At 70.6% G+C, this 20,127-nt stretch carries 18 protein-coding genes and 1 pseudogene; 9 read left to right on the top strand and 10 right to left on the bottom strand.

Annotated elements, in window-relative coordinates; translation table 11 throughout:
* Positions 1 to 17 precede the first annotated feature (17 nt).
* The 7 genes from KM427_RS04440 to KM427_RS04410 all read right to left on the bottom strand — a co-directional run bounded on the left by KM427_RS04440 (position 18) and on the right by KM427_RS04410 (position 8,025).
* Positions 18 to 773 carry an SDR family NAD(P)-dependent oxidoreductase gene (locus tag KM427_RS04440; protein WP_183592802.1) on the bottom strand — a complete coding sequence of 252 codons (756 nt, stop codon included), beginning with the start codon at positions 771 to 773 and terminating at the stop codon, positions 18 to 20.
* On the bottom strand, positions 770 to 2,314 hold the full coding sequence (locus tag KM427_RS04435) for an aldehyde dehydrogenase family protein (RefSeq protein ID WP_215526399.1): 1,545 nt from the start codon (positions 2,312 to 2,314) through the stop codon (positions 770 to 772). The genes KM427_RS04440 and KM427_RS04435 overlap by 4 nt, the downstream gene beginning before the upstream one ends.
* Positions 2,311 to 3,105 carry an enoyl-CoA hydratase/isomerase family protein gene (locus KM427_RS04430; protein WP_183592800.1) on the bottom strand — a complete coding sequence of 265 codons (795 nt, stop codon included), beginning with the start codon at positions 3,103 to 3,105 and terminating at the stop codon, positions 2,311 to 2,313. Before KM427_RS04430 ends, KM427_RS04435 begins: the two co-directional genes overlap by 4 nt.
* A 49-nt stretch (positions 3,106 to 3,154) precedes the next feature.
* The gene (locus tag KM427_RS04425; protein ID WP_183592799.1) at positions 3,155 to 4,177 is read right to left on the bottom strand and encodes an ABC transporter permease; all 1,023 of its coding nucleotides are present in this window, start codon (positions 4,175 to 4,177) and stop codon (positions 3,155 to 3,157) included.
* A gap of 55 nt (positions 4,178 to 4,232) precedes the next feature.
* Positions 4,233 to 5,720, bottom strand: a complete 1,488-nt coding sequence (locus KM427_RS04420; RefSeq protein WP_215526398.1) for a sugar ABC transporter ATP-binding protein — start codon at positions 5,718 to 5,720, stop codon at positions 4,233 to 4,235.
* Positions 5,721 to 5,759: 39 nt separating this feature from the next.
* Positions 5,760 to 6,833, bottom strand: a complete 1,074-nt coding sequence (locus KM427_RS04415) for a sugar ABC transporter substrate-binding protein (RefSeq protein WP_183592797.1) — start codon at positions 6,831 to 6,833, stop codon at positions 5,760 to 5,762.
* A gap of 103 nt (positions 6,834 to 6,936) precedes the next feature.
* Complete coding sequence (locus tag KM427_RS04410; protein ID WP_215526397.1) at positions 6,937 to 8,025, bottom strand: LacI family DNA-binding transcriptional regulator; 1,089 nt, start codon at positions 8,023 to 8,025, stop codon at positions 6,937 to 6,939.
* A 93-nt stretch (positions 8,026 to 8,118) separates the two neighbouring features.
* Between KM427_RS04410 and KM427_RS04405 the strand changes: the two are divergent.
* The 3 genes and pseudogenes from KM427_RS04405 to KM427_RS04395 form a co-directional block, all read left to right on the top strand.
* Positions 8,119 to 8,465: pseudogene (locus KM427_RS04405) on the top strand (FAD-binding oxidoreductase); the annotation flags it as partial.
* Positions 8,442 to 9,038, top strand: coding sequence for an FAD-binding oxidoreductase (locus tag KM427_RS04400; protein WP_353846985.1), 597 nt, complete (start codon positions 8,442 to 8,444; stop codon positions 9,036 to 9,038). The pseudogene KM427_RS04405 and the gene KM427_RS04400, both read left to right, overlap by 24 nt.
* On the top strand, positions 9,035 to 9,358 hold the full coding sequence (locus KM427_RS04395; RefSeq protein WP_215527514.1) for an FAD-linked oxidase C-terminal domain-containing protein: 324 nt from the start codon (positions 9,035 to 9,037) through the stop codon (positions 9,356 to 9,358). Before KM427_RS04400 ends, KM427_RS04395 begins: the two co-directional genes overlap by 4 nt.
* A 220-nt stretch (positions 9,359 to 9,578) precedes the next feature.
* On the opposite strand, the gene KM427_RS04390 is transcribed toward KM427_RS04395, so the two are convergent.
* The 3 genes from KM427_RS04390 to KM427_RS04380 all read right to left on the bottom strand — a co-directional run bounded on the left by KM427_RS04390 (position 9,579) and on the right by KM427_RS04380 (position 12,336).
* On the bottom strand, positions 9,579 to 10,616 hold the full coding sequence (locus KM427_RS04390) for an FUSC family protein (protein WP_215526394.1): 1,038 nt from the start codon (positions 10,614 to 10,616) through the stop codon (positions 9,579 to 9,581).
* 270 nt (positions 10,617 to 10,886) lie between these two features.
* Complete coding sequence (locus KM427_RS04385; protein WP_252275049.1) at positions 10,887 to 11,084, bottom strand: HepT-like ribonuclease domain-containing protein; 198 nt, start codon at positions 11,082 to 11,084, stop codon at positions 10,887 to 10,889.
* A gap of 571 nt (positions 11,085 to 11,655) precedes the next feature.
* Positions 11,656 to 12,336, bottom strand: coding sequence for a GntR family transcriptional regulator (locus KM427_RS04380; protein ID WP_252275046.1), 681 nt, complete (start codon positions 12,334 to 12,336; stop codon positions 11,656 to 11,658).
* A gap of 63 nt (positions 12,337 to 12,399) precedes the next feature.
* Between KM427_RS04380 and glyA the strand changes: the two genes are divergently transcribed.
* Genes glyA through KM427_RS04350 form a run of 6 tightly spaced genes read left to right on the top strand, consistent with a single transcriptional unit; the run spans position 12,400 to position 20,061 of the window.
* A complete protein-coding gene (gene glyA, locus KM427_RS04375) occupies positions 12,400 to 13,701 on the top strand; it encodes a serine hydroxymethyltransferase (protein WP_215526392.1) in 1,302 nt (433 codons plus the stop codon).
* The gene (locus KM427_RS04370; RefSeq protein WP_215526391.1) at positions 13,698 to 14,918 is read left to right on the top strand and encodes a sarcosine oxidase subunit beta family protein; all 1,221 of its coding nucleotides are present in this window, start codon (positions 13,698 to 13,700) and stop codon (positions 14,916 to 14,918) included. The genes glyA and KM427_RS04370 overlap by 4 nt, the downstream gene beginning before the upstream one ends.
* Before the next feature lie 20 nt (positions 14,919 to 14,938).
* Complete coding sequence (locus KM427_RS04365; RefSeq protein ID WP_215526390.1) at positions 14,939 to 15,232, top strand: sarcosine oxidase subunit delta; 294 nt, start codon at positions 14,939 to 14,941, stop codon at positions 15,230 to 15,232.
* Positions 15,229 to 18,099, top strand: coding sequence for a sarcosine oxidase subunit alpha family protein (locus KM427_RS04360; RefSeq protein WP_215526389.1), 2,871 nt, complete (start codon positions 15,229 to 15,231; stop codon positions 18,097 to 18,099). Before KM427_RS04365 ends, KM427_RS04360 begins: the two co-directional genes overlap by 4 nt.
* On the top strand, positions 18,092 to 18,697 hold the full coding sequence (locus tag KM427_RS04355; RefSeq protein WP_215526388.1) for a sarcosine oxidase subunit gamma: 606 nt from the start codon (positions 18,092 to 18,094) through the stop codon (positions 18,695 to 18,697). The genes KM427_RS04360 and KM427_RS04355 overlap by 8 nt, the downstream gene beginning before the upstream one ends.
* Positions 18,688 to 20,061, top strand: a complete 1,374-nt coding sequence (locus KM427_RS04350) for an L-serine ammonia-lyase (RefSeq protein ID WP_215526387.1) — start codon at positions 18,688 to 18,690, stop codon at positions 20,059 to 20,061. The genes KM427_RS04355 and KM427_RS04350 overlap by 10 nt, the downstream gene beginning before the upstream one ends.
* Positions 20,062 to 20,127: the final 66 nt, after the last annotated feature.

Below are 20,127 nucleotides of genomic sequence, written 5' to 3'. Positions count from 1 at the left end.
GGTGGTGCGGGGGTCGGTCATGAGAGGACGCCGCCGCCGTTCACGTGGATCGTCTGGCCGTGGATGTACGACGCCGCCTCGCTGGCCAGGAAGACGACGCTCGGCGCGACCTCGTGCGCGAGGCCCATCCGGCCCGCGACCAGCGAGGCGGTCCGGGCGCGGGTGAGCTCCTCGTCGAAGCTCGCGTCGGTCATCGGGGTGGTGATCGGGCCCGGTGCGATCGCGTTGACCCGCACCTGGGGGCCGACCTCACGCGCCATCGCGCGGGTCAGCCCGAGCACGCCGGCCTTGGCCGCGCAGTAGCTGGCGAAGTCCTCGGCGCCCTTGTAGGCCAGCTGCGACGAGACGTTGACGATCGCGCCGCTGCCGCGCTCGAGCATGCCGACCAGGACGTGCCGGGACACGACGAAGACGCCGGTCAGGTCCACGTCGATCGTGCGGCTCCACTGCTCGAGCGTCATCTCGGTGATCCGGCCGGCGGTCATGTAGCCGGCGTTGTTGACCAGCACGTCGATCGGGCCCAGGGCGTCCTCGGTCGCGGCCACGAACGCCGCGGCCTCGTCCCAGCTGGTCACGTCGCCCTCGACGACCGCGACCTCGGCGCCGTCGCCGCGCAGCTTCTCGGCGAGCTCGCGGGCCTCGTCCTGCTGGCCGAGGTGGTGGATCGCGACGCGCGCGCCCGCGGCGGCGAGGGCCGCGACCATCTCGCGGCCGAGGCCGCCGGCGCCGCCGGTGACGAGCGCGGTGCGGCCGGTGAGGTCGAAGGCGCTCATCGGTCGCCGCCGTACCACGGGGCGCGGGTGCCGCGACGGATCTGGACAGTCTTGTTCTCGGTGAAGAACTCCATGCCCTCGCGGCCGAACTCGGCGCCGTAGCCGCTGTCGCGCCGGCCGCCGAGGGGCACCTCGGGGAACGCATCGGTCGAGCCGTTGACCCACACGGTCCCGGTGTTGAGGGCGAAGGTCAGGTCGAGCGCCTCGTCGATGTCGTGGGTCCACACCGAGGCGGCGAGCCCGAACTGCTGGGCGTTGGCCCGGGTGGTGACGTCGGCGAGGTCGGCGTACGGCTGGATGGTGGTGACCGGGCCGAACAGCTCCTCGCGGACCGAGTAGTTGTCGTCGGCCTCGGTGAACAGCACGGTCGGGGCGAGGAACGGCGCCGCGGCGGTGCCCTCGACCGTGGCCTGGGTGCCGCCGGCGACCAGCGTCGCACCCTCCGCGGTGGCCTTGTCGACCGCGGCGAGCACGCCGTCGAAGTGCTGCCGGGAGACCAGCGGGCCCATCTCCGTGCCCGCGTCGGCGGGGTCGCCCAGCCGGATCTGCGCGGTCCGCTCGGCCAGTCGCCCGGCCAGCTCGTCGGTGATCGCCGCGTCCGCCAGGATGCGCGACCCGGCGACGCACACCTGGCCCTGATTGAAGAACGACGCGAACAGCAGCCCCTCGACCGTCAGGTCGAGGTCGGCGTTGCGGGTGACGATGACCGGGGTCTTGCCACCGGCCTCGAGCGCGACGCGCTTGAGCCGGTTGCGGCCCGCGCCGGCGGCGATGTGCCGTCCGGTGGTGGTGGAGCCGGTGAAGCTGATGACGTCGGTGTGCAGGTGGCTGACCAGGCTCGCGCCGGCCGCGCCCTCGGCGACCAGGACGGAGAGTGCGTCGGGCTCCAGGCCGGCCTCGAGGAGGATCTGCGCCACCGCGAGGGAGGTCAGCGGGGTCAGCGGGCTGGGCTTCATGACGACCGAGCAGCCCGCGGCGAGCGCCGGCGGGAGCTTCTGGCCCAGGATGCCGAGCGGGAAGTTCCACGGCACGATCAGGCCGGCGACGCCGGCCGGCTCGCGCAGGGTGAACGCGAAGACGTCGGTGCCGATGTCACGGACGGTGCGCCCGTTGATGTCGCGGGCCAAACCGGAGAAGTACTCGAACGCGTTCACGGTCGCGGCGACCTCGCCGCGGGCCTCGCGGATCGGCTTGCCGGTCTCGCTCAGCAACAGCCAGGCGAGCTCCTCGGTGCGCTCCTCGATGAGTCGGGCGGCGGTGGCCAGCACCCGGGCCCGGTCGCGGCCGGTGGTACGGCCCCAGGCGCCGGTGTCGAACGCGCGCCGGGCAGCGGCCACGGCCCGGTCGACGGGCGCGTCGGTGGCGTCGCCACCGGTGAACAACGTCGACCCGCTGGCCGGGCCGACCCGGGCCGGCATCTCCTGCTCGGCCCCGACTCCCGCACCGGAGATCAGCGAGCCGATCACGGGTACGTCGTCGCGGACGTCGAGCACGGCGGGCCCGAGCAGGCGGGCGATGTCGGCGGCGGCAGGGGTGCTCATGATGCGGTTCCTTCGGTCGGGGAGGTGGAGGCGGCCTTCGCCGCGCGAGCGGCGGCCTTGCGGTCCAGGAAGTCCTGCTTGCGGCGGCGTGAGGAGTCCAGGCACGCCGTGTAGCCGGCCAGCGCGTCCTCCCCGGTCAGGGTGGTCCGCGCACCGGCCAGGAACTCCTTGGCGAGACGCACGGCGGTGGGCTCGGCGCCCAGCAGCCGCGTGGTCGTCTCCTTCACGGCGACGTCGAGCTCGGCCGCCGGATGCGCGGAGGTGACCACGAGGAGCTCGGCGGCGCGCGCGCCACTGATCAGCTCGCCGGAGAGCAGCAGGTGCCGGGCGACGCCGAGGCCGGCGACGTCGACCAGCCGCGAGGTGCCACCCCAGGAGGGCAGGTTGCCCAGCCCGAGCTCGGGCAGTCCCAGGGTCGCGTCGGCCGCGGCGATCCGCAGGTCGCAGGCGAGGGCGAGCTCGAGGCCACCGCCGTACGCACCCCCCTCGATGATCGCGACGCTCGGCACCGGCAGCGCGGCCAGCGCGCCGAACGCGTCCTGACCGAGGCGGGAGTTCCGCTCGGCCACGTCGTGGGAGGGGCTCACCCAGTCGGCGATGTCGGCCCCGGCACAGAAGGTGCCGCCGGCGCCCCGCACCAGCACGACGCGGACGTCGTCACGGACGGCGATCTGAGCGACGGCGTCGCGCAGGGACTCGACCATGGCGATGTCGAGGGCATTGCGCTTCGCGGCGCGGTCGAGCAGCAGCAGGGCGACGCCGTCGGGGTCGACGGACACGGTCACCGGCATGGGGAGTTCACTCCTTGGGCGTGGCTGATGGTGGAGATCTGGGGCGGCGTCAGGCCTTGCGGGCTCTCGCCGCCTGGTCGACCAGGAGGGCCAGGATGATCGCGGCGCCGACCGCGACCTGCTGGTAGAAGGCCTGGACGTTGAGCGAGGTCAGCCCGGCGGTCAGGGTCGCGATCAGCACGGCGCCGAACGCCGCCCCGACCATGGAGCCCTCGCCGCCCGCGAGCTTCGTGCCGCCCATGACGGTCGCGGCGATCGCGGTCAGCAGCAGGTCGGCACCGAGGGTCGGGTCGGCGGCGCCCAGCCGGGCGGTGAGGATCGCGCCCGCGAGTCCGGCGCCAGCGCCGGCGACGACGTAGGCCGACGCGGTGTGCCGGCCGACGCGGATGCCGGCGAGGCGGGCCACCTCCGAGTTGCCGCCGATGGCGATCAGGTACTCGCCGAACAGCGTGTACTTGAGCACCAGCGCGGAGACGATGGTGAGGACGACGAACAGGAACACCGGGATCGGGATGCCGGCGATGCCTCCGGCCAGCGCGTCCTGGAAGCCGGTCGGGATGCCGTAGACGGCCTGGCCGCCGGCGATGATCAGGGCGAGCCCGGCGTAGATGCTCATCGTTCCCAGGGTGACGATGAACGGGGTGATCTTGGTGACCGTGATCAGCAACCCGTTGACCAGGCCGCACAGGGCACCGACGACCAGCGCGCCGAGGATGGCCAGTGCTGGGGGCATCGAGTGGGAGAACAGGCCCGCGCACACGGCGGTGACCGCCACCGTCGAGCCGATCGAGAGGTCGATGCCGCCGGTGATCAGGACGTAGGTCTGGCCGAGCGCGAGGATGCCGACGACCGCCGACTGCAGCAGCACGTTCATCAGGTTGCTGGAGTCGAGGAAGAACGGCTTGGCAATGCCGAAGCCGATCACCATCACGACGATGACGGCGAGCAGACCGCCCTGGCGGGCCATCCGGCCGGCCAGGGTACCGAGGCCGACGGTCCGGCCCGGCTCGTTCGGCGTCGGCTTCCCGGCCGCGTCGCCCTGGGCCGGCGCGGTGAGCGTGGTGTTGGACATGACGGGTTCTCCTGCAGTGGCGGTGTTCGATGCGGGCTCGGGAGTCGGGGGGTTCTCACTCAGCGGCGGCATGACGGACCACCACCTCCTCGTTGGCTTCGCTGCGGTCCAGCTCGGCGACCACCCGGCCGCGGCGCATCACGAGGACGCGGTCGCTCATGGCGAGGACCTCGGGCAGGTCGGAGGAGATCATCAGTACCGCCTTCCCAGCGTCCGCCAGGCGGCGCATGATCGCGTGGATCTCGCCCTTGGCTCCGACGTCGATGCCGCGGGTCGGCTCGTCGAAGATGAACACGTCGCTGTCCGAGCGCAGCCAGCGGGCGAGGACGACCTTCTGCTGGTTGCCGCCGGACAGGGTCCGCACCGGCCGGTCGATCTGCATCTTGGTGTTCAGCGGCTCGAGCGCTTCGGTGGCCACCTCGCGCTGGCGGCGCCGGTTGAGGACGCCGAGCCGCGAGGGCGGCGCCATCAGCGTGACGTTGGACGCGGTGGTCATGTCCAGGGCGAGTCCCTGGTGCTTGCGGTCCTCGGTGAGCAGGGCGATGCCGTGGGCGATCGCGTCGGCCGGGCACCGGATAGTGACCTTGCGGCCCCGGACGTAGACGCTGCCGTGGCTGGCCTTGTCGGCGCCGATGACCGCCCGGGCGAGCTCGGTGCGCCCGGCACCGACCATGCCGGCCAGCCCGACGACCTCGCCGGCCCGGACCGACAGCGAGACGCCCTCGACGACACCGGGGACGGTGAGGTCCTCGACGCGGAGCAGCTCGTCGCCGACGTTCTCGACGTTGGACGTCACGCCGATCGCGGCGAGGTTGCGACCGACCATCATCTGCACGAGGTCGTCCTCGCCGCTGATCTCCTCGCGGGTCTTGGTGCCGACCAGGCGCCCGTCGCGCAGCGCGGTGACCCGGTCGGAGAGCTCCAGGACCTCCTTGAGCCGGTGGGAGACATAGATGATCGCCTTCCCGTCGGCGCGGAGCTCGTCGATGATCGCGAAGAGCTGCTCGCTCTCCGCGGTCGTCAGGGATGCGGTGGGCTCGTCCATGATGATGATGTGCGCGTCGGTGGACAGCGCCCGGGCCAGCTCGACGATCTGCTGCTGCGCGACGCTGAGCCGGGAGACCGGGACGTTCACCGGCGCATCGAAGCGCAGCTGCGCGAGCGCCGCGGCCGCGCGGCGCCGTGCCTCCTTCCAGTCGATCACTCCACCGGTGCTGTTCTCACGCCCCAGGACGAGGTTCTGGACCGCGGTCATCTGGGGCACCAGGCTGAGCTCCTGGTGCACCATCGCGATGCCCGACCTCATGGCATCCGACGGGCGCGCGAACTCGACCGGACGGCCGCCGACCCGGATCTCGCCGGAGTCGGGGCGCTGCACCCCGAAGACCGTCTTGAGGAGGGTCGACTTCCCGGCGCCGTTCTCCCCCAGGAGGGTGTGCACCTCGCCGGGGTAGGCCTTGAATCCCACCCCGACGAGGGCGTTCACCCCCGGGAAGGTCTTGGTCAGGTCAGTGACCTCGAGCGCTGCTTCCCGAACAGTCATCGGTCTTCCGTTTCTCCGGCGTGTGCAGATTCGTGCGGATCAGTTGAAGAGGTCGGTGAGGACCTGTCCGTCCTTGTCGTAGAAGTCGTCGACGTTCTTCTTCGTGATCAGCTGGGCCGGCGCGACGATCCAGGGGGCCAGCTCCTGGCCCTCGAGCAGCCGCACGACCGACTCCACCGCCCAGTACCCCTCCCAGTAGGGAAGCGGGCTCACAGTGGCGAACATGGTGCCCTTGCGGACCGCGTCGACCGCCTCCGGGACGCCGTCGGTGCCGACGACCTCGATGTCCTTGCCGGAGGCCTGGACGGCCTTGGCGACTCCGATGGCCATCGTGTCGTTGTTCGCGTAGATGCCCTTGACGTCCGGGTGCTGCTGGATGATCTGCTGAGCGGCCGCGAACGCCTTGTCGGCGTCCCAGTCACCGGGCACGCTGGCCACCAGGTCGAGGTTGCCGGCCTTCTTCACGCCCTCCTTGAACCCCTTGATCCGCAGGATCGCGGCGCTGGAGCCGGCCTGGCCCTCCACCTGCGCCACCTTCGCGCCGTTCGGGAAGTCCTGGGCGAACTCCGCCGCGGCCTGCGAGCCGTCGAGCTCGTGGTCCGGCCCGACGTAGACCGTCGCCGGCACCCGAGCGTCGTCGACGTTCACGATCGGGGCGCCCTGGGCCTGCATCTGCTTGAGGGCCGGCGACAGGTTCGAGGTGCTCTCCGGAGCCACGACGTACCCGTCGAAGTTCTGGCCGAGCAGGGTCTGCGCGATCGTGAGCTGCTCGGTCTGCGCCGACTCGCTGCTGGCCGCCTGGATGGTGACGTCGACGCCGAGGTCGTCGGCCGCGGCCTGCGCGCCCTTCTGGATGCCCTGCCAGTACTGGTTGGTCAGCGCCTTCAGCACGACCGCGATCCGGTAGTCGTCGCTGGCCTCGACAGCGCCGAGCTCGGAGCTCATCTTGGCGCCCTCCATCTCGGTGACGCCGTCCTGGTCGCTGGTGTAGGTGTAGTTCGACTCGCCGTCCGAGCCGCCGCTGGCGACCTCGTCCGCGGAGCTGCACGCGGTGACGGCGAACAGCGAGAGGCTGGCCGCCGCGACGGCGAACATGCGCTTGTGTCGGGTCATGCTGGTCTTGCCTTTCCGGGAGGGTGCCAGGGACTGGCTCCACTGGTGGGATCCGAGAGACGGATAGGAAAACGTTTTCCCATCCGTGCCGCGCAAGAGGCGCTCAGTTGCTGCTTCCTGTGAGGGGATCGGGGGGCTCCGGGGTGCACCCGCAGGTGCCGCGCCGCACGAGTCGCGTGGGGAGCATCCGGAGCTCGACGGGGTGCGGGTGGCCACCGTCGTTCCACCTGGCCTCGATGCGGTCGAGGAGGCGATGGGCGGCGTTGCGCCCGATCTCCCGCGCCCGGCTGTCGACGGTGGTGAGCTGGACGCCGTGCAGGTGCGCGACCCAGATGTTGTCGAAGCCGACGATCGCGACGTCGTCGGGGATCCGGACGCCGCGTGCGGCGCACGCCTCGATCGCGCCGATGGCCAGGCTGTCGTTGGCCACGAACACCGCGGTCGGGGGCTCGTCGGCGCCGAGCAGCTCCGCCATGGCCGGCGCGCCGGACTCCTGACGGGTGCTCTCGGCGACCGAGATCAGGCCGTTGACGGGAAGGCCCGCCTGATGCATGACGCGCTCGAAGACCTCACGCCGGATCTCGAAGGGGTAGACGTTCTGGGGGCCCGCCAAGTGGCCGATTCGCTTGTGTCCATGGGCGATCAGGTGCTCGACGGCCTGTCGCGCGCCGTCCTCGTTGTCGACGATGACGGCGTCGACGAGGTCGGAGCGCCGCATGTGGCGACTGGCCAGGACGACGTCGAGCCCGGCGTCGACGAGCTGGCTGACCTCGGCGTCCTGGAGCGTCACCGAGGCCATCACGATGCCGTCGACCTGGCGCTGCTGCATGCTGCGGATGACGTCGGCCTCCTTCACCGAGGAGCCCTCGGTGCTGCCGAAGATCAGCGTGTAGCCCCGCTCGCCGAGCACCTCGTCGATGCCCGTGATCATCTCGGGGTAGAGAGGGTTCAACACGCTCGCGACGACGACGCCGACGGTCTGGCTGCGCCGCCGGACCAGGCCCCGCGCGAGGGCGTTCGGCTGGAAGTCGAGCTCGGCGATGGCCGCCGCGATCCGACCCCGGGTGGCCTCGGCGATGTAGTAGTCGCCGTCACCGAGGAACTTGGAGACCGTCCCCTTGGACACGCCGGCCAGCGCCGCCACGTCGGCGATCGTGACCCGCTTCGTCTCGGTAGGAAAACGGTTTCCCATACCGGAGATAGTGCAGGTGACGACCGGCACACGTCAAGGGGGACGCCGGAAAAACTCTGCGCGACCCATGCTAGGCAGGGGCACCTGGCGGCGGTGCTCCGGGCGACGTCGCCCGACGACGTCGTCGCCGCCCCGACCTGGGCGTCGACGTACGGCGTCGTGGTGGTCCCGCGCGGCGCCTGCACCGGCCCGTCCGGTGGCGCCAACGCGACCGAGGGCGGCCTGGTGGTCCCGCTCGAGGCGATGACCAGGATCCGGTCGATCGACCCGGCGAACCGGATCGCGGTCGTCGAGGCCGGCGTCGTCAACGCCGACCTGGGCCGCGCGGTCGCCGAGCACGGGCTCTTCTACCCGCCGGACCGGGCAGCTTCGAGGTGTCCACGATCGGCGGGAACCTGGCCACCGACGCCGGCGGCATGCGGTGCGTGAAGTACGGCGTCACCCGCGCCTCCACCCTGGGACTCGAGGTCGTGCTCGCCGACGGCTCGGTGCTGCAGACCGGCGGCCGCACCCGCAAGAACGTGGCCGGCCTCGACCTGACCAGCCTCTTCGTGGGGTCGGAGGGAACGTTCGGCATCATCACCGCCGGCACGATGCAGCTGCAGCCCGCGCCGCCGCGGCCGCCGGTCACCTTCGCCGCGGCGTTCGAGACGCTGGCCGGCGCGGGCCAGGCGGTCGGGACGATCCTGGACTCGGGCCTGACCCCGAGCGTCCTGGAGCTCATCGACCAGGCGACCATCAACGCGATCGAGAACTACCGGTCGATGGGCCTCGAGCGCGACCGGTCCGCGCTGCTCATCGGTCAGTCCGGCGGCGAGAGCGCGGTCGCCGACGTCGAGACGATGGTCGCCCTCTGCACCGACACCGGGGCGACGTTCGTCATCCAGAGCGAGGACCCCGCCGAGGGCGACCAGCTGATGCAGGCCCGCAGGCTGGCCGGCACCGCGACGTCTGAGGCCGGCCCTCGATCATCGAGGACGTCGCCGTACCGCGGACCTCGCTCGTCGACATGATCGAGGTGATCGCGCGGCTGAGCGAGGAGTCCGGCATCCGGGTCGCCACCGTCGGCCACGCCGGCGACGGGAACCTGCACCCGGCGCTCATACTCGACCGGCTCGACGACGACACCCAACGGCGCGCCTTCGACCTCGCCGAGCGGATCGGCGCCGCGGCGGTCGGCCTCGGCGGCACCGTGACCGGCGAGCACGGCGTCGGCCTGCTCAAGCGGGAGTGGGTGCGCGCGCAGCTGGGTCGTACGTCGATCGACGTCCACGCCCGCATCAAGGCCGCCCTCGACCCGGCCGGTATCCTCAACCCCGACCGGGCCTTCTAGCGCCGAGCGTCCGGTCGGCCTGTCGTTCGGATGGCGATGGCCCGGGCTGAACGAACAGATGCAAGGACTCTGCCGCCGCCGCCTGCGCAGGCGTATGACGCTCGATCGCCGCCAGGCTCCGTCGTACCCGACCTCAGTGTCGTGGATTCGCGGTTGGTGCAGCAGATTCGTCAGGTGCGCGAGTCGCCCAGGGCAGTGGGCCGAACCCGTTGGAGCCAGGCTAGAAGTCGAGCACGTTGTCCAGGTCGTCGTACGGCGTGCCGGCCGCGAGCATCATGTCCGCGACGATCGCCCGGATCTGGGAGGCCAGCGCGGCGGTGTTGATCGTCAAGGACCCCGAGGCCGCGCGAATCGCCGACCTGGCGACCTCGATCAGTGCCGGCACGTTCTCCGCGTCGGTACGCGCCAACCGGGCCAGCTCGGCCACCGACTCCGCGAGTCCGACAGGCACCCGCTCGTCGTGACGCAGCATCGCCGCCGTCCGCCGGGTCAGGACGCGCGTGTTGCGCACCGCATGGTCCAGCTCGATGAGAGCGCTGACCCGTCGTGCCATCTCGGTGCGCTGCCGCCATCGGAACGGCGAGAGCCGAGCCATCTCGCTCCCGCTGTCGGCCAGCGCCGATACCGTGTCGATCATCGACTGCGTCGAGCGAGCCTGCGATAGCGCCTCGGCCGCCTTGCCGGAGTCCTGCTCCCGCAGCGCTCGCGCCACCTTGTCCAGGATGGCCGCCAGCTCCTCGCGCAGGTCCTGGATGCCACGCTCCATCTCCCGGACCGGGTTGGCCGGCAGCACGATGATCATGCCCAGCGCGATCAGGCCGCCGATCAGCGCATCCGCGAACCGGGTCAGCGCGGGATCGGTCATGCCCGGCAGCGGGACCACCGCGACCAGCAGGACACCGGAGATCACCGCCTGCGTCACCGCCAGGCCGGGCAGCCCCACGAAGCGAGCACTGATCACCGCCAGCGCGACGACCAGCATCAGCTGCCAGGTCCCGCGCCCGATCGACAGCACCAGCAACTCCCCGACCAGGATGCCGAAGGCGGCGCCGATGACGATCTCGACGACGATCGAGAGTCGCTCGCCGGTACCGATCGTCAGGGTCAGGACGGCAGCGATGGGGGCGAAGAAGGCCTGGTTGTGCTCGAAGATCTGCATCGAGACCCACCACGCCAGCGCCGGAGCCACGCTGAGACGGACCACCACCCGCCAACTCCCGGTCACCGCCCTGGCCCGGTCGCCGAGAGTCTGGATCACCTGGTCCCCTTCCATGCTCGGACGCCTGAGTGAACCACGAGTCTGCCGTCAACCCTGCCCGGCGACACCCGGCTGGTCGGTCCCTCCCTGGAGAGCACGGACGAGCAGCCGATCGAGTGGCTGCCGGTACGGCTCCGAGAGGGACGTCCGGAACCCCAACGGGGCGACCTACCGGCCGGACACGGACGAAGGCCCCCAAGCGTGAGTCACCGGCAGACGGGCAGGCCCGGCCGAGGTTGCCAACACCGACGTTTCCCGACGGCCCCGCGCCTAAGAGGCCAGCAACCGCTTGAGCATCTCGGCCAGTGGCGCGGCACGAGTGGCCGCGACCTCCCAGACGAGCTCGTCATCGATGATGGCGTAGCCGTGGGCCAGGACGTTGCGGAAGGCGACGATCCTGGGGAGATCGGGGATAATGGCCGCGATCTCGGGGTCCACGCGGCTCAGGCGGTTCAGCGCGTCCTCCACGATCTGAATCGTCCGCTCGACCGCTGAGCGCAACATCGGGTCGGACGGCCTCGTCGAAAGCTCCCGTCACCGCCGACCCGAACACCACCATGCGGCTGACGCCGAACCGGCGACACAGCTCACGATCGCGTCGCGATCCAGCACTAACGGACCGACGGATTTACGGTCCGCGCCGCTCGAAGCCCTGACCTGCGGTGATGCCGCGGCACGGGCAACTTCAGCACGTATTCGACACAGACGCTTGCCGACACGACAACCGCAGCGAGCCGAGACCACCCGGATCGAACTGACGACGCCTGAAATGGACTGACCTTCTGTCAAAATGCAAGGTTGAGGCGCCCGTCCCGAGGCTCCGGGCAGGCGACTCGTGTGTCGTGGGGCTAGTAAGCGTGTTGTCGTTGGCGACCCGCGGACAACCTGATATCCCCGAACAGGCCTGGCGAGCCGCGATCGATGGCGATGGCGTCAACGCCGAGCCAACCAAGCTCGCGAAGCATCGAGGCTCGTGGAGCCGTCCGGGATCCTGGCCGATTGCGAGTGTCCAGTCTCTGGCACGCCCCGAGCTGCACACTCACAGCAGGGAGCGGACCTCTTGCTCGAAGTGGGCCACGTGCGCCGAGGCAAGCGCCGCGGCCGTCTCGGGCTCACCTGCGACCACGGCGCGGATCAGGGGTTCGTGCTGGCGCACGTGGCCTGCCATCCCGGGCAAGCGCTCGAGGAACAGGCACCAGATTCTCGTGGCCAGGTTGTCGTAGCTCACCAGCGTGTCTTGCAGGAAGGGATTGTGCGTGGCGACGTAGAGGGCGCGATGGATCCGCAGGTCCAGGCGCATCAGGCGGTCCGGACCGCTCGACAGATCCGAGTCGGTAGCGGCTGCCTCCCGCGCCAGCGCCGACAGCGCAGTGCGCTCGGCCGCGGTCGCTCGAGTCGCCGCTGTCGCGGCGGCCAGCGGCTCCAGGCGCTGCCGGACCTCCGAGATGTGGGCGAGGTCGGTGATGTTGACGTCCGTGGCGAAGGTGCCACGCCGCGGATAGACCGCGACCAGGCGCTCGTGCTCGAGCCTCTTGAGCGCCTCGCGCATCGGCGTACGCCCGACGCCGATCGAGACCGCCAGACGCTCCTCGTTGATCGGTGACCCTGGCGCGATCTCCAGCATCACCAGACGGTCACGGATCAACCGGTAGGCGCGCTCGGAGAGCGACAGGGTCGGGTCGACGGCGTCGACGGACATCTCGTTGACGGACTCACCCACGTGACATAGATTAGTCGCCACGCTGATATATCAACTGTACTTCAACCGTCCATCAGGAGAGCGATGTCTTCCCCAGCACCCGAGTTGACCAGCGATCTGGCTACGACCGACCCCCTCGTCAGCGCCGCGATCGGCGCCGAGCTGCGGCGTCAGCAGACCACGCTGGAGATGATCGCGTCGGAGAACTTCGCCCCGCTCGCGGTGATGCAGGCCCAGGGCTCGGTGTTGACCAACAAGTACGCCGAGGGCTATCCCGGGCGGCGCTACTACGGCGGGTGTGAGCATGTCGATACGATCGAGCGCCTGGCGATCGAGCGCGTGCTGGAGCTCTTCGGCGCCGAGGCGGCGAACGTCCAGCCACACTCCGGCGCACAGGCCAACGCCGCGGCGCTCTCCGCCCTACTGGAGCCCGGGGACACCATCCTCGGCCTCGACCTGGCCCACGGCGGCCATCTGACCCACGGCATGCGACTCAACTTCTCGGGCAAGCTCTACGACGTCGTCGCCTACCACGTCAGCCCGACCGACCTACGCGTCGACATGGCGGAGGTCGAACGGCTGGCACTCGAGCACCGCCCCCGGATGATCATCGCGGGCTGGTCCGCCTATCCCCGCCAGCTCGACTTCGCCGAGTTCCGCCGGATCGCGGACGCCGTCGGTGCCTACCTCCTGGTGGACATGGCGCACTTCGCCGGCCTGGTGGCGGCCGGGCTGCACCCGAACCCGGTCGAGCACGCCGACATCGTCACCACGACCACCCACAAGACACTCGGCGGACCGCGCGGCGGTGTCATCCTGTCGCGGGCCGGGCTAGCCAAGAAGATCAACAGCGCGGTCTTCCCGGGGCAGCAGGGCGGGCCACTCGAACACGTCATTGCGGCCAAGGCCGTCGCCTTCAAGCTGGCAGCCGAGGAGCCGTTCCACGAGCGCCAGCGCCGGACCCTGGCCGGGGCCCGGCAGATCGCGGAGCGGCTCACCGGCGCGGACGTCCGCGCTGCCGGCATCTCCGTGCTCACCGCCGGCACCGACGTTCACCTGGTCCTGGTCGATCTGCGCGAGTCCGCCCTGGACGGCGCTCAGGGCGAGCGTCTCCTGGACGAGATCGGGATCACGGTCAATCGCAACGCCGTCCCGTTCGACCCTCGGCCACCCATGGTCTCCTCCGGGCTGCGGATCGGGACGCCGGCGCTGGCCACCCGGGGCTTCGACGCGACCGCCTTCACCGAGGTGGCCGACGTGATCGCCACGGCACTGGCGGGCACCGACGAGTCACGTCTGCCGGCCCTCCGCTCCCAGGTGGCCGACCTCGCTGCGCGCTTCCCGCTCTACCAGACCCCGGCGCTGACGAACGGCGCCCTCGCATGAGCGCGGAGGCACTGCCCGAGCACCCGGACTGGCTCTGGCGCAACCCCGAACCGGCGCTGTCCTACGACGCCGTGGTCGTGGGTGGCGGTGGCCACGGGCTGGCCACCGCCTACTACCTCGCGCGCAACCACGGACTGACCAACGTCGCGGTCCTGGAGAAGGGGTGGCTCGGCGGCGGCAACATGGCACGCAACACCGCCATCATCCGGTCCAACTACCTGTGGGACGAGAGCGCGTCGATCTACGACTTCGCTCTCCAGCAGTGGGAGTCGCTTCCCGACGAGCTCGACTACGACTTCCTGTTCAGCCAGCGTGGCGTGCTCAACCTCGCCCACACACTGCAGGATGTCCGCGACAGCCGTCGTCGGGTCAATGCGAACCGGCTCAACAGCATCGATGCCTCCTGGCTGGGACCCGACGAGGTGGCCGAGGTGTGCCCGATCCTCAACGTCTCCCCGGAGAGCCGCTACCCGGTCCTCGGGGCGACCTACCAGCCTCGTGCGGGGATCGCCAAGCATGACCACGTCGCCTGGGCCTTCGCGCGCGCCGCCGACCGCCTCGGCGTCGACCTGATCCAGAACTGCGAGGTCCAGAGCATCGTGAAGGCGGGCGAGCGGGTGGTGGGCGTTCGCACCAGCCGCGGCGTCATCCGAACGGCGACGGTGGGGATCGCCTCCTCCGGCCACACCAGCATCCTGGCCGCACGGGCGGGGGTGCGGCTGCCCCTACAGTCCTATCCCCTGCAGGCTCTCGTCTCCGAGCTCCATGAGCCGATCCACCCGACGGTGGTGATGTCCAACCACGTCCACGTCTACGCCTCGCAGGCTCACAAGGGCGAGCTGGTGATGGGAGCCGGCGTCGACGGATACAACGGCTTCGGGCAGCGCGGCTCCTTCCACGTCATCGAGCGCCAGATGGCTGCGGCGATCGAGCTGTTCCCCGTCTTCGGACGGGCCCAGGTGCTGCGCACGTGGGGCGGGGTCGTCGACGTCACGCCGGACGCGTCGCCGATCATCGGCAGCACGCCGGTCGAGGGCCTCTACGTCAACAGCGGCTGGGGGACCGGCGGCTTCAAGGCCACGCCCGCGGCCGGCTGGACCCTGGCCCACACGATGGCGACCGGGCAGCCTCACGAGCTGAACCGTCCGTTCGCCCTGGAGCGGTTCACCTCCGGTGCCCTCATCGACGAACACGGCGCCGCCGCAGTGGCTCACTGACCAGGATCCGAGGTATCCACATGCTGTTGCTCTCCTGCCCCTGGTGCGGGCCCCGCGAAGAGATCGAGTACCACTACGGCGGTCAGGCACACGTGTCCTACCCCGAGGATCCATCGGCCCTCACCGATGCCGAGTGGGCGGACTACCTGTTCTTCCGCGACAACCCCAAGGGCCCCTTCGCCGAGCGTTGGGCGCACGCCATGGGATGTCGCCGATGGTTCAACGTGGTGCGCGACACCGCCACCCACCGAGTGCTCGCGGTCTACCGACTCGACGAGCCTCGACCGAGCGACGTGACGGGAGACCGCGCATGAGCGACGCATCGCACCGCCTGCCGACCGGAGGCCGGATCGACCGGCGTCGGACGGTGACCATCCGGGTCGACGAGGAGGAGCTGGCCGCGCACCCCGGCGACACCGTGGCCTCCGCCCTGCTGGCCCACGGACGCCTCGGCGTAGCGCCGTCGCTCTATCACGGTCGGCCCCGCGGAATCATCGCGGCCGGCGTGGAGGAGCCCAACGCCATGGTGTGCGTGATCGATCGCAGCGGTGAGGCGCTCACGCCCGCCACCACGCTGCCGGTGCGGGCCGGGCTCGCGGTCGAGACCAGGACGGCCATGGGACGGCTCGACACCGCGCAGGACAACAGCATCTACGACAAGCGGTTCCAGCACGCCGACGTGCTCGTGGTGGGCGCCGGCCCCGCGGGCCTGGCCGCGGCACTGGCCGCAGCACGAAGCGGAGCCCGGGTCATCGTCGTCGACGATCAGAGCGAGCCAGGCGGGTCCCTGCTGGCCGCCTCGACCGAGTCGATCGACGACCGGACCGCCCTGGAGTGGGTCGCCGAGGTCTGCTCGGAGCTGACCGGTCACCCCGAGGTGACCCTGCTGACCCGCACCACCGCATTCGGCTCCTACGACGACAACTACGTGCTCGCCGTCGAGCACCGGACCGATCATCTCGACGTCCCACCCGCCCACACAGCGCGCCAGCGCGTGTGGCACATCCGGGCCCGCGAGGTCGTACTGGCGACGGGCGCTCACGAGCGGCCGCTCGTCTTCGCCAACAACGACCGGCCCGGGATCATGCTCGCCGGGGCGGTCCGCACCTACCTGAACCGCTATGCGGTCCGGCCCGGCGAGCGCGTGGTCGTCGCCACCACCAACGACAGTGCCTACGAACTGGTCCGCGACCTGCTCGACACCGGCATCGACGTGGCCGCGGTCGTCGACGCACGCCCCACCGTTGCCGAGCAGCTCACGCGCCTCGGCACCCGGGTGATCACCGGCAGCGCGGTGCGCGACACCGCGGGCGCGGGGCGCGTGACGGGCGTCGAGGTCGCCCCACTGACCGACGACGACTCGCCGGAGGGACCCGGCGAGTGGATCGAGTGCGACACCCTGGCCGTCTCGGGAGGCTGGAGCCCGGTGGTGCACCTGCACAGCCAGCGGCAGGGCCTACTGAAGTGGCACGAGGCCAGTGCGGCGTTCGTGCCCAGCGGCACCGTCCCCCACCAGCACGTCGTCGGAGCCGCTCACGGCGAGTTCACCCTTGCGGGTGCACTCGCCCAGGGGACGCGGGCCGGGGTCGAGGCCGCCACGGCGTCCGGCTTCCCCACCGAGTCAACGGCACCAACCGGCACCGGAGGTGGACTCGGCTCCGTCCGGCCCGTGTGGCTGGTTCCGGGCCGCTCCGGCGGGCCAGGGACCTGGCACGAGCACTACGTCGACCTCCAGCGCGATGAGACGGTGCCGCAGGTGTGGCGAGCCGTCGGGGCCGGGATGCGCAGCGTCGAGCACGTCAAGCGCTACACCTCGATCAGCACCGCGAACGATCAGGGCAAGACCTCCGCCGTCAACGCCATCGGCGTGATCGCCGCCGCCCTGGGCGATCGGAGCAGCCCGGGCGAGATCGGGACGACCACGTTCCGAGCCCCCTTCACACCGGTCTCGTTCGCGGCGTTGGCCGGGCGCGAGGTCGGCCGTCTCTTCGATCCCGAGCGCGTCACCCCGATCCACCGTTGGCACGTGGAGCACGGCGCGGTCTTCGAGGACGTGGGTCAATGGCTGCGCCCCTGGTACTACCCTCGCGCCGGCGAGAGCATGGACGACGCGGTGCTCCGCGAGTGCCGCGCGGCCCGGACCGGCGTCGGCATGATGGACGCCACGACACTCGGCAAGATCGAGGTGGTCGGGCCGGACGCCGGAGAGTTCTTGAACCGCATCTACACCAACGGCTTCAAGAAGCTCGCCGTAGGTAGCGCCAGGTACGGCGTCATGTGCTCCGTGGACGGCATGGTGATGGACGACGGCGTCACCCTGCGCCTGGCCGACGACCGCTACTTCATGACCACGACCACCGGCGGCGCAGCCCACATCCTGGAGTGGCTCGAGGAGTGGCTGCAGACCGAGTGGCCGGATCTCGACGTCACCTGCACCTCGGTCACCGAGCACTGGTCGACCATCGCCGTGGTCGGTCCGCGCGCCCGAGACGTGGTCGGCCGGATCGCCCCGGAAATCGATCTCGGCAACGACGCGTTCCCCTTCATGACCTTCCGGGACACGAAGCTGGCCTCGGGTGTACCCGCGCGGATCTGCCGCATCTCCTTCTCCGGCGAGCTCGCCTACGAGGTCAACGTGCCCGGTTGGTACGGCAAGGCGGTCTGGGAGCAGATCCACGCCGCCGGCCAGGACTTCGACATCACGCCGTACGGCACCGAGACGATGCACGTGCTGCGCGCGGAGAAGGGCTTCGCGATCGTGGGTCAGGACACCGACGGCACCGTCACCCCCCAGGACCTCGGGATGGACTGGGTCGTCTCGAAGCTGAAGGACTTCGTCGGCAAGCGGTCCTTCGACCGGGTCGACAACCAACGTCCCGACCGCAAGCAGCTGGTGGGCCTGCTCCCCGTGGACGGCCAAACCCGAATCCCGGAGGGCGCGCAGCTGGTGGCGGAGACCGACCGGGCGGTGACCCCGGGCGGAGAGCTGATCTCCCTCGGACATGTGACATCGAGCTATCTCAGTGCCGCATTGGACAGCCCGTTCGCCCTCGCCTTGCTCTGTGGTGGACGTGAGCTGCATGGACAGACGGTGCTCGCCACCGTCGGCGAGCACCTCGTGCCGGTCCGGGTCTCCGATCCGGTCCTCTACGACCGCGAAGGGACCAAACGTGATGGCTGATCACACCGCGTGGCGGGAGAGCCCGCTGGCGCACCTGTACCTCGACCCCGAGGCTCTCCTCGCCGAGGCGGACACCTCCCTGCGCGAGGTGCCGTACCTGACCATGGTCGGCATCCGCGTGGACCCCGGAGGCCCGGCCGGTGCCCGGCTGGCCACGGTGTTGGGCGCCGCGCTCCCCGACAGGTGTGCGGCGACCTCGAGCCATGGACCACACACCGCTCTCTGGCTCGGCCCCGACGAGTGGCTCGTCGTCTCCACCGACGAGCCTGAGGCACTCACCGAGGCGCTCGTCGACGCACTCGGAGACAGCTCCGGCGCCGTCATCGACGTCTCCGCAAATCGCACGACCCTCGAGCTCAGTGGCCCGCACGCACGCGAGGCCCTGGAGAAGGGCTGCGCGGCCGACCTGCATCCGCGGAGGTTCCACCCGGGCATGGCGATCACGGCAACCGTGGGCCCGGTCCCGCTGCTGCTGTGGCAGACCACGCCCGACACCTACCGATTGCTGCCCCGCTCGTCCTTCGCCGCCTACCTGGTCGCCTGGCTGCGCGATGCTCTCCTCGAGTTCGGTCTCCATGAGGACATTCGATGCCGCTGAGCGTCTTCGACCTCTACTCGATCGGCATCGGCCCCTCCTCGTCGCACACCGTGGGACCGATGCGCGCCGCGAAGCGCTTCGCCGACGAGCTGCACAGCACCGGCCTGGCGGCCAGGGTCGAACGCGTCAGCGTCGAGCTCTTCGGATCCCTGGGCGCCACGGGGCACGGGCACGGGTCGGCCAAGGCCGTGATCCTGGGCCTGGAGGGCGCAGATCCAGCCACGGTGGACACCGAGACCGCCGACGATCGAGTCCACGACGTGGAGCGGGCACAGCGTCTGCGCCTGCTGGGCGCCACACCGATCGCCTTCGTCCCCGACACGGACCTCGTGCTCCACCGGCGCAAGTCACTGCCGGGCCATCCCAACGGGATGCTCTTCCGCGCCTACGGTGCCGGCGGAGAGTCGCTGACCGAGCGGGTCTACTACTCGGTCGGGGGCGGCTTCGTGGTGGACGAGGAGGCCAGCGGCAGCGACCGGATCGTGCCTGACCCCACGGTCGTGCGCTATCCCTTCTCCAGTGGCGCAGACCTACTGGAGATATGTGCCCGCGAGCGACTTCGGATCAGCGACGTCATGCTCGCCAACGAGCTGTCCTGGCGCAGTGAGGACGAGGTCCGCAACGGCCTCCTGCACCTGTGGCGGGTGATGGTCGACTGCGTCGAACGTGGTTGCCATCGCACCGGAGTGCTGCCCGGCGGGCTCCGCGTCCCACGTCGGGCGCCCGGGCTCTATCAGCGCCTTCTCGCCGACACCCCCAGCGAGGATCCGATGCAGGCTGCGGTCTGGGTGAACCTGTTCGCCCTGGCCGTCAACGAGGAGAACGCATCCGGCGGCAGGATCGTCACCGCTCCGACCAACGGCGCCGCCGGCATCATCCCGGCGGTGCTGCACTACTACCACCGGTTCATCCCCGACGCCGACGAGGACGGCATCGTCCGCTTCCTGCTCACCGCCGGAGCCATCGGAATCCTCTTCAAGGAGAACGCATCCATCTCCGGCGCCGAGGTCGGGTGCCAGGGCGAGATCGGCTCGGCCTGCGCGATGGCCGCGGGCGCACTGTGCGAGGTGCTCGGCGGCACGCCCGAACAGGTCGAGAACGCTGCCGAGGTGGGGATCGAGCACAACCTCGGGCTGACCTGTGACCCCGTCGGTGGACTGGTGCAGATCCCCTGCATCGAGCGCAACGCCATCGCCTCGGTGAAGGCGATCAACGCAGCCCGCCTCGCGCAGGCCGGCGACGGGACACATAAGGTCAGCCTGGACCGAGCGATCAAGACCATGCGAGACACCGGCCGGGACATGTCCACCAAGTACAAGGAGACCTCACGAGGCGGCCTGGCCGTCAACGTGATCGAGTGCTGAAGGCGCGGTCCAGACCGGACCGAAGCTAGACCGCCGGCCGGATCAGTCTCCGGGCGGGTCCGACTG

The organism is Nocardioides sp. LMS-CY, from assembly GCF_018732145.1.
Taxonomy (GTDB): domain Bacteria; phylum Actinomycetota; class Actinomycetes; order Propionibacteriales; family Nocardioidaceae; genus Nocardioides; species Nocardioides soli.
This window is presented reverse-complemented; position numbering and strand designations above follow the sequence as displayed.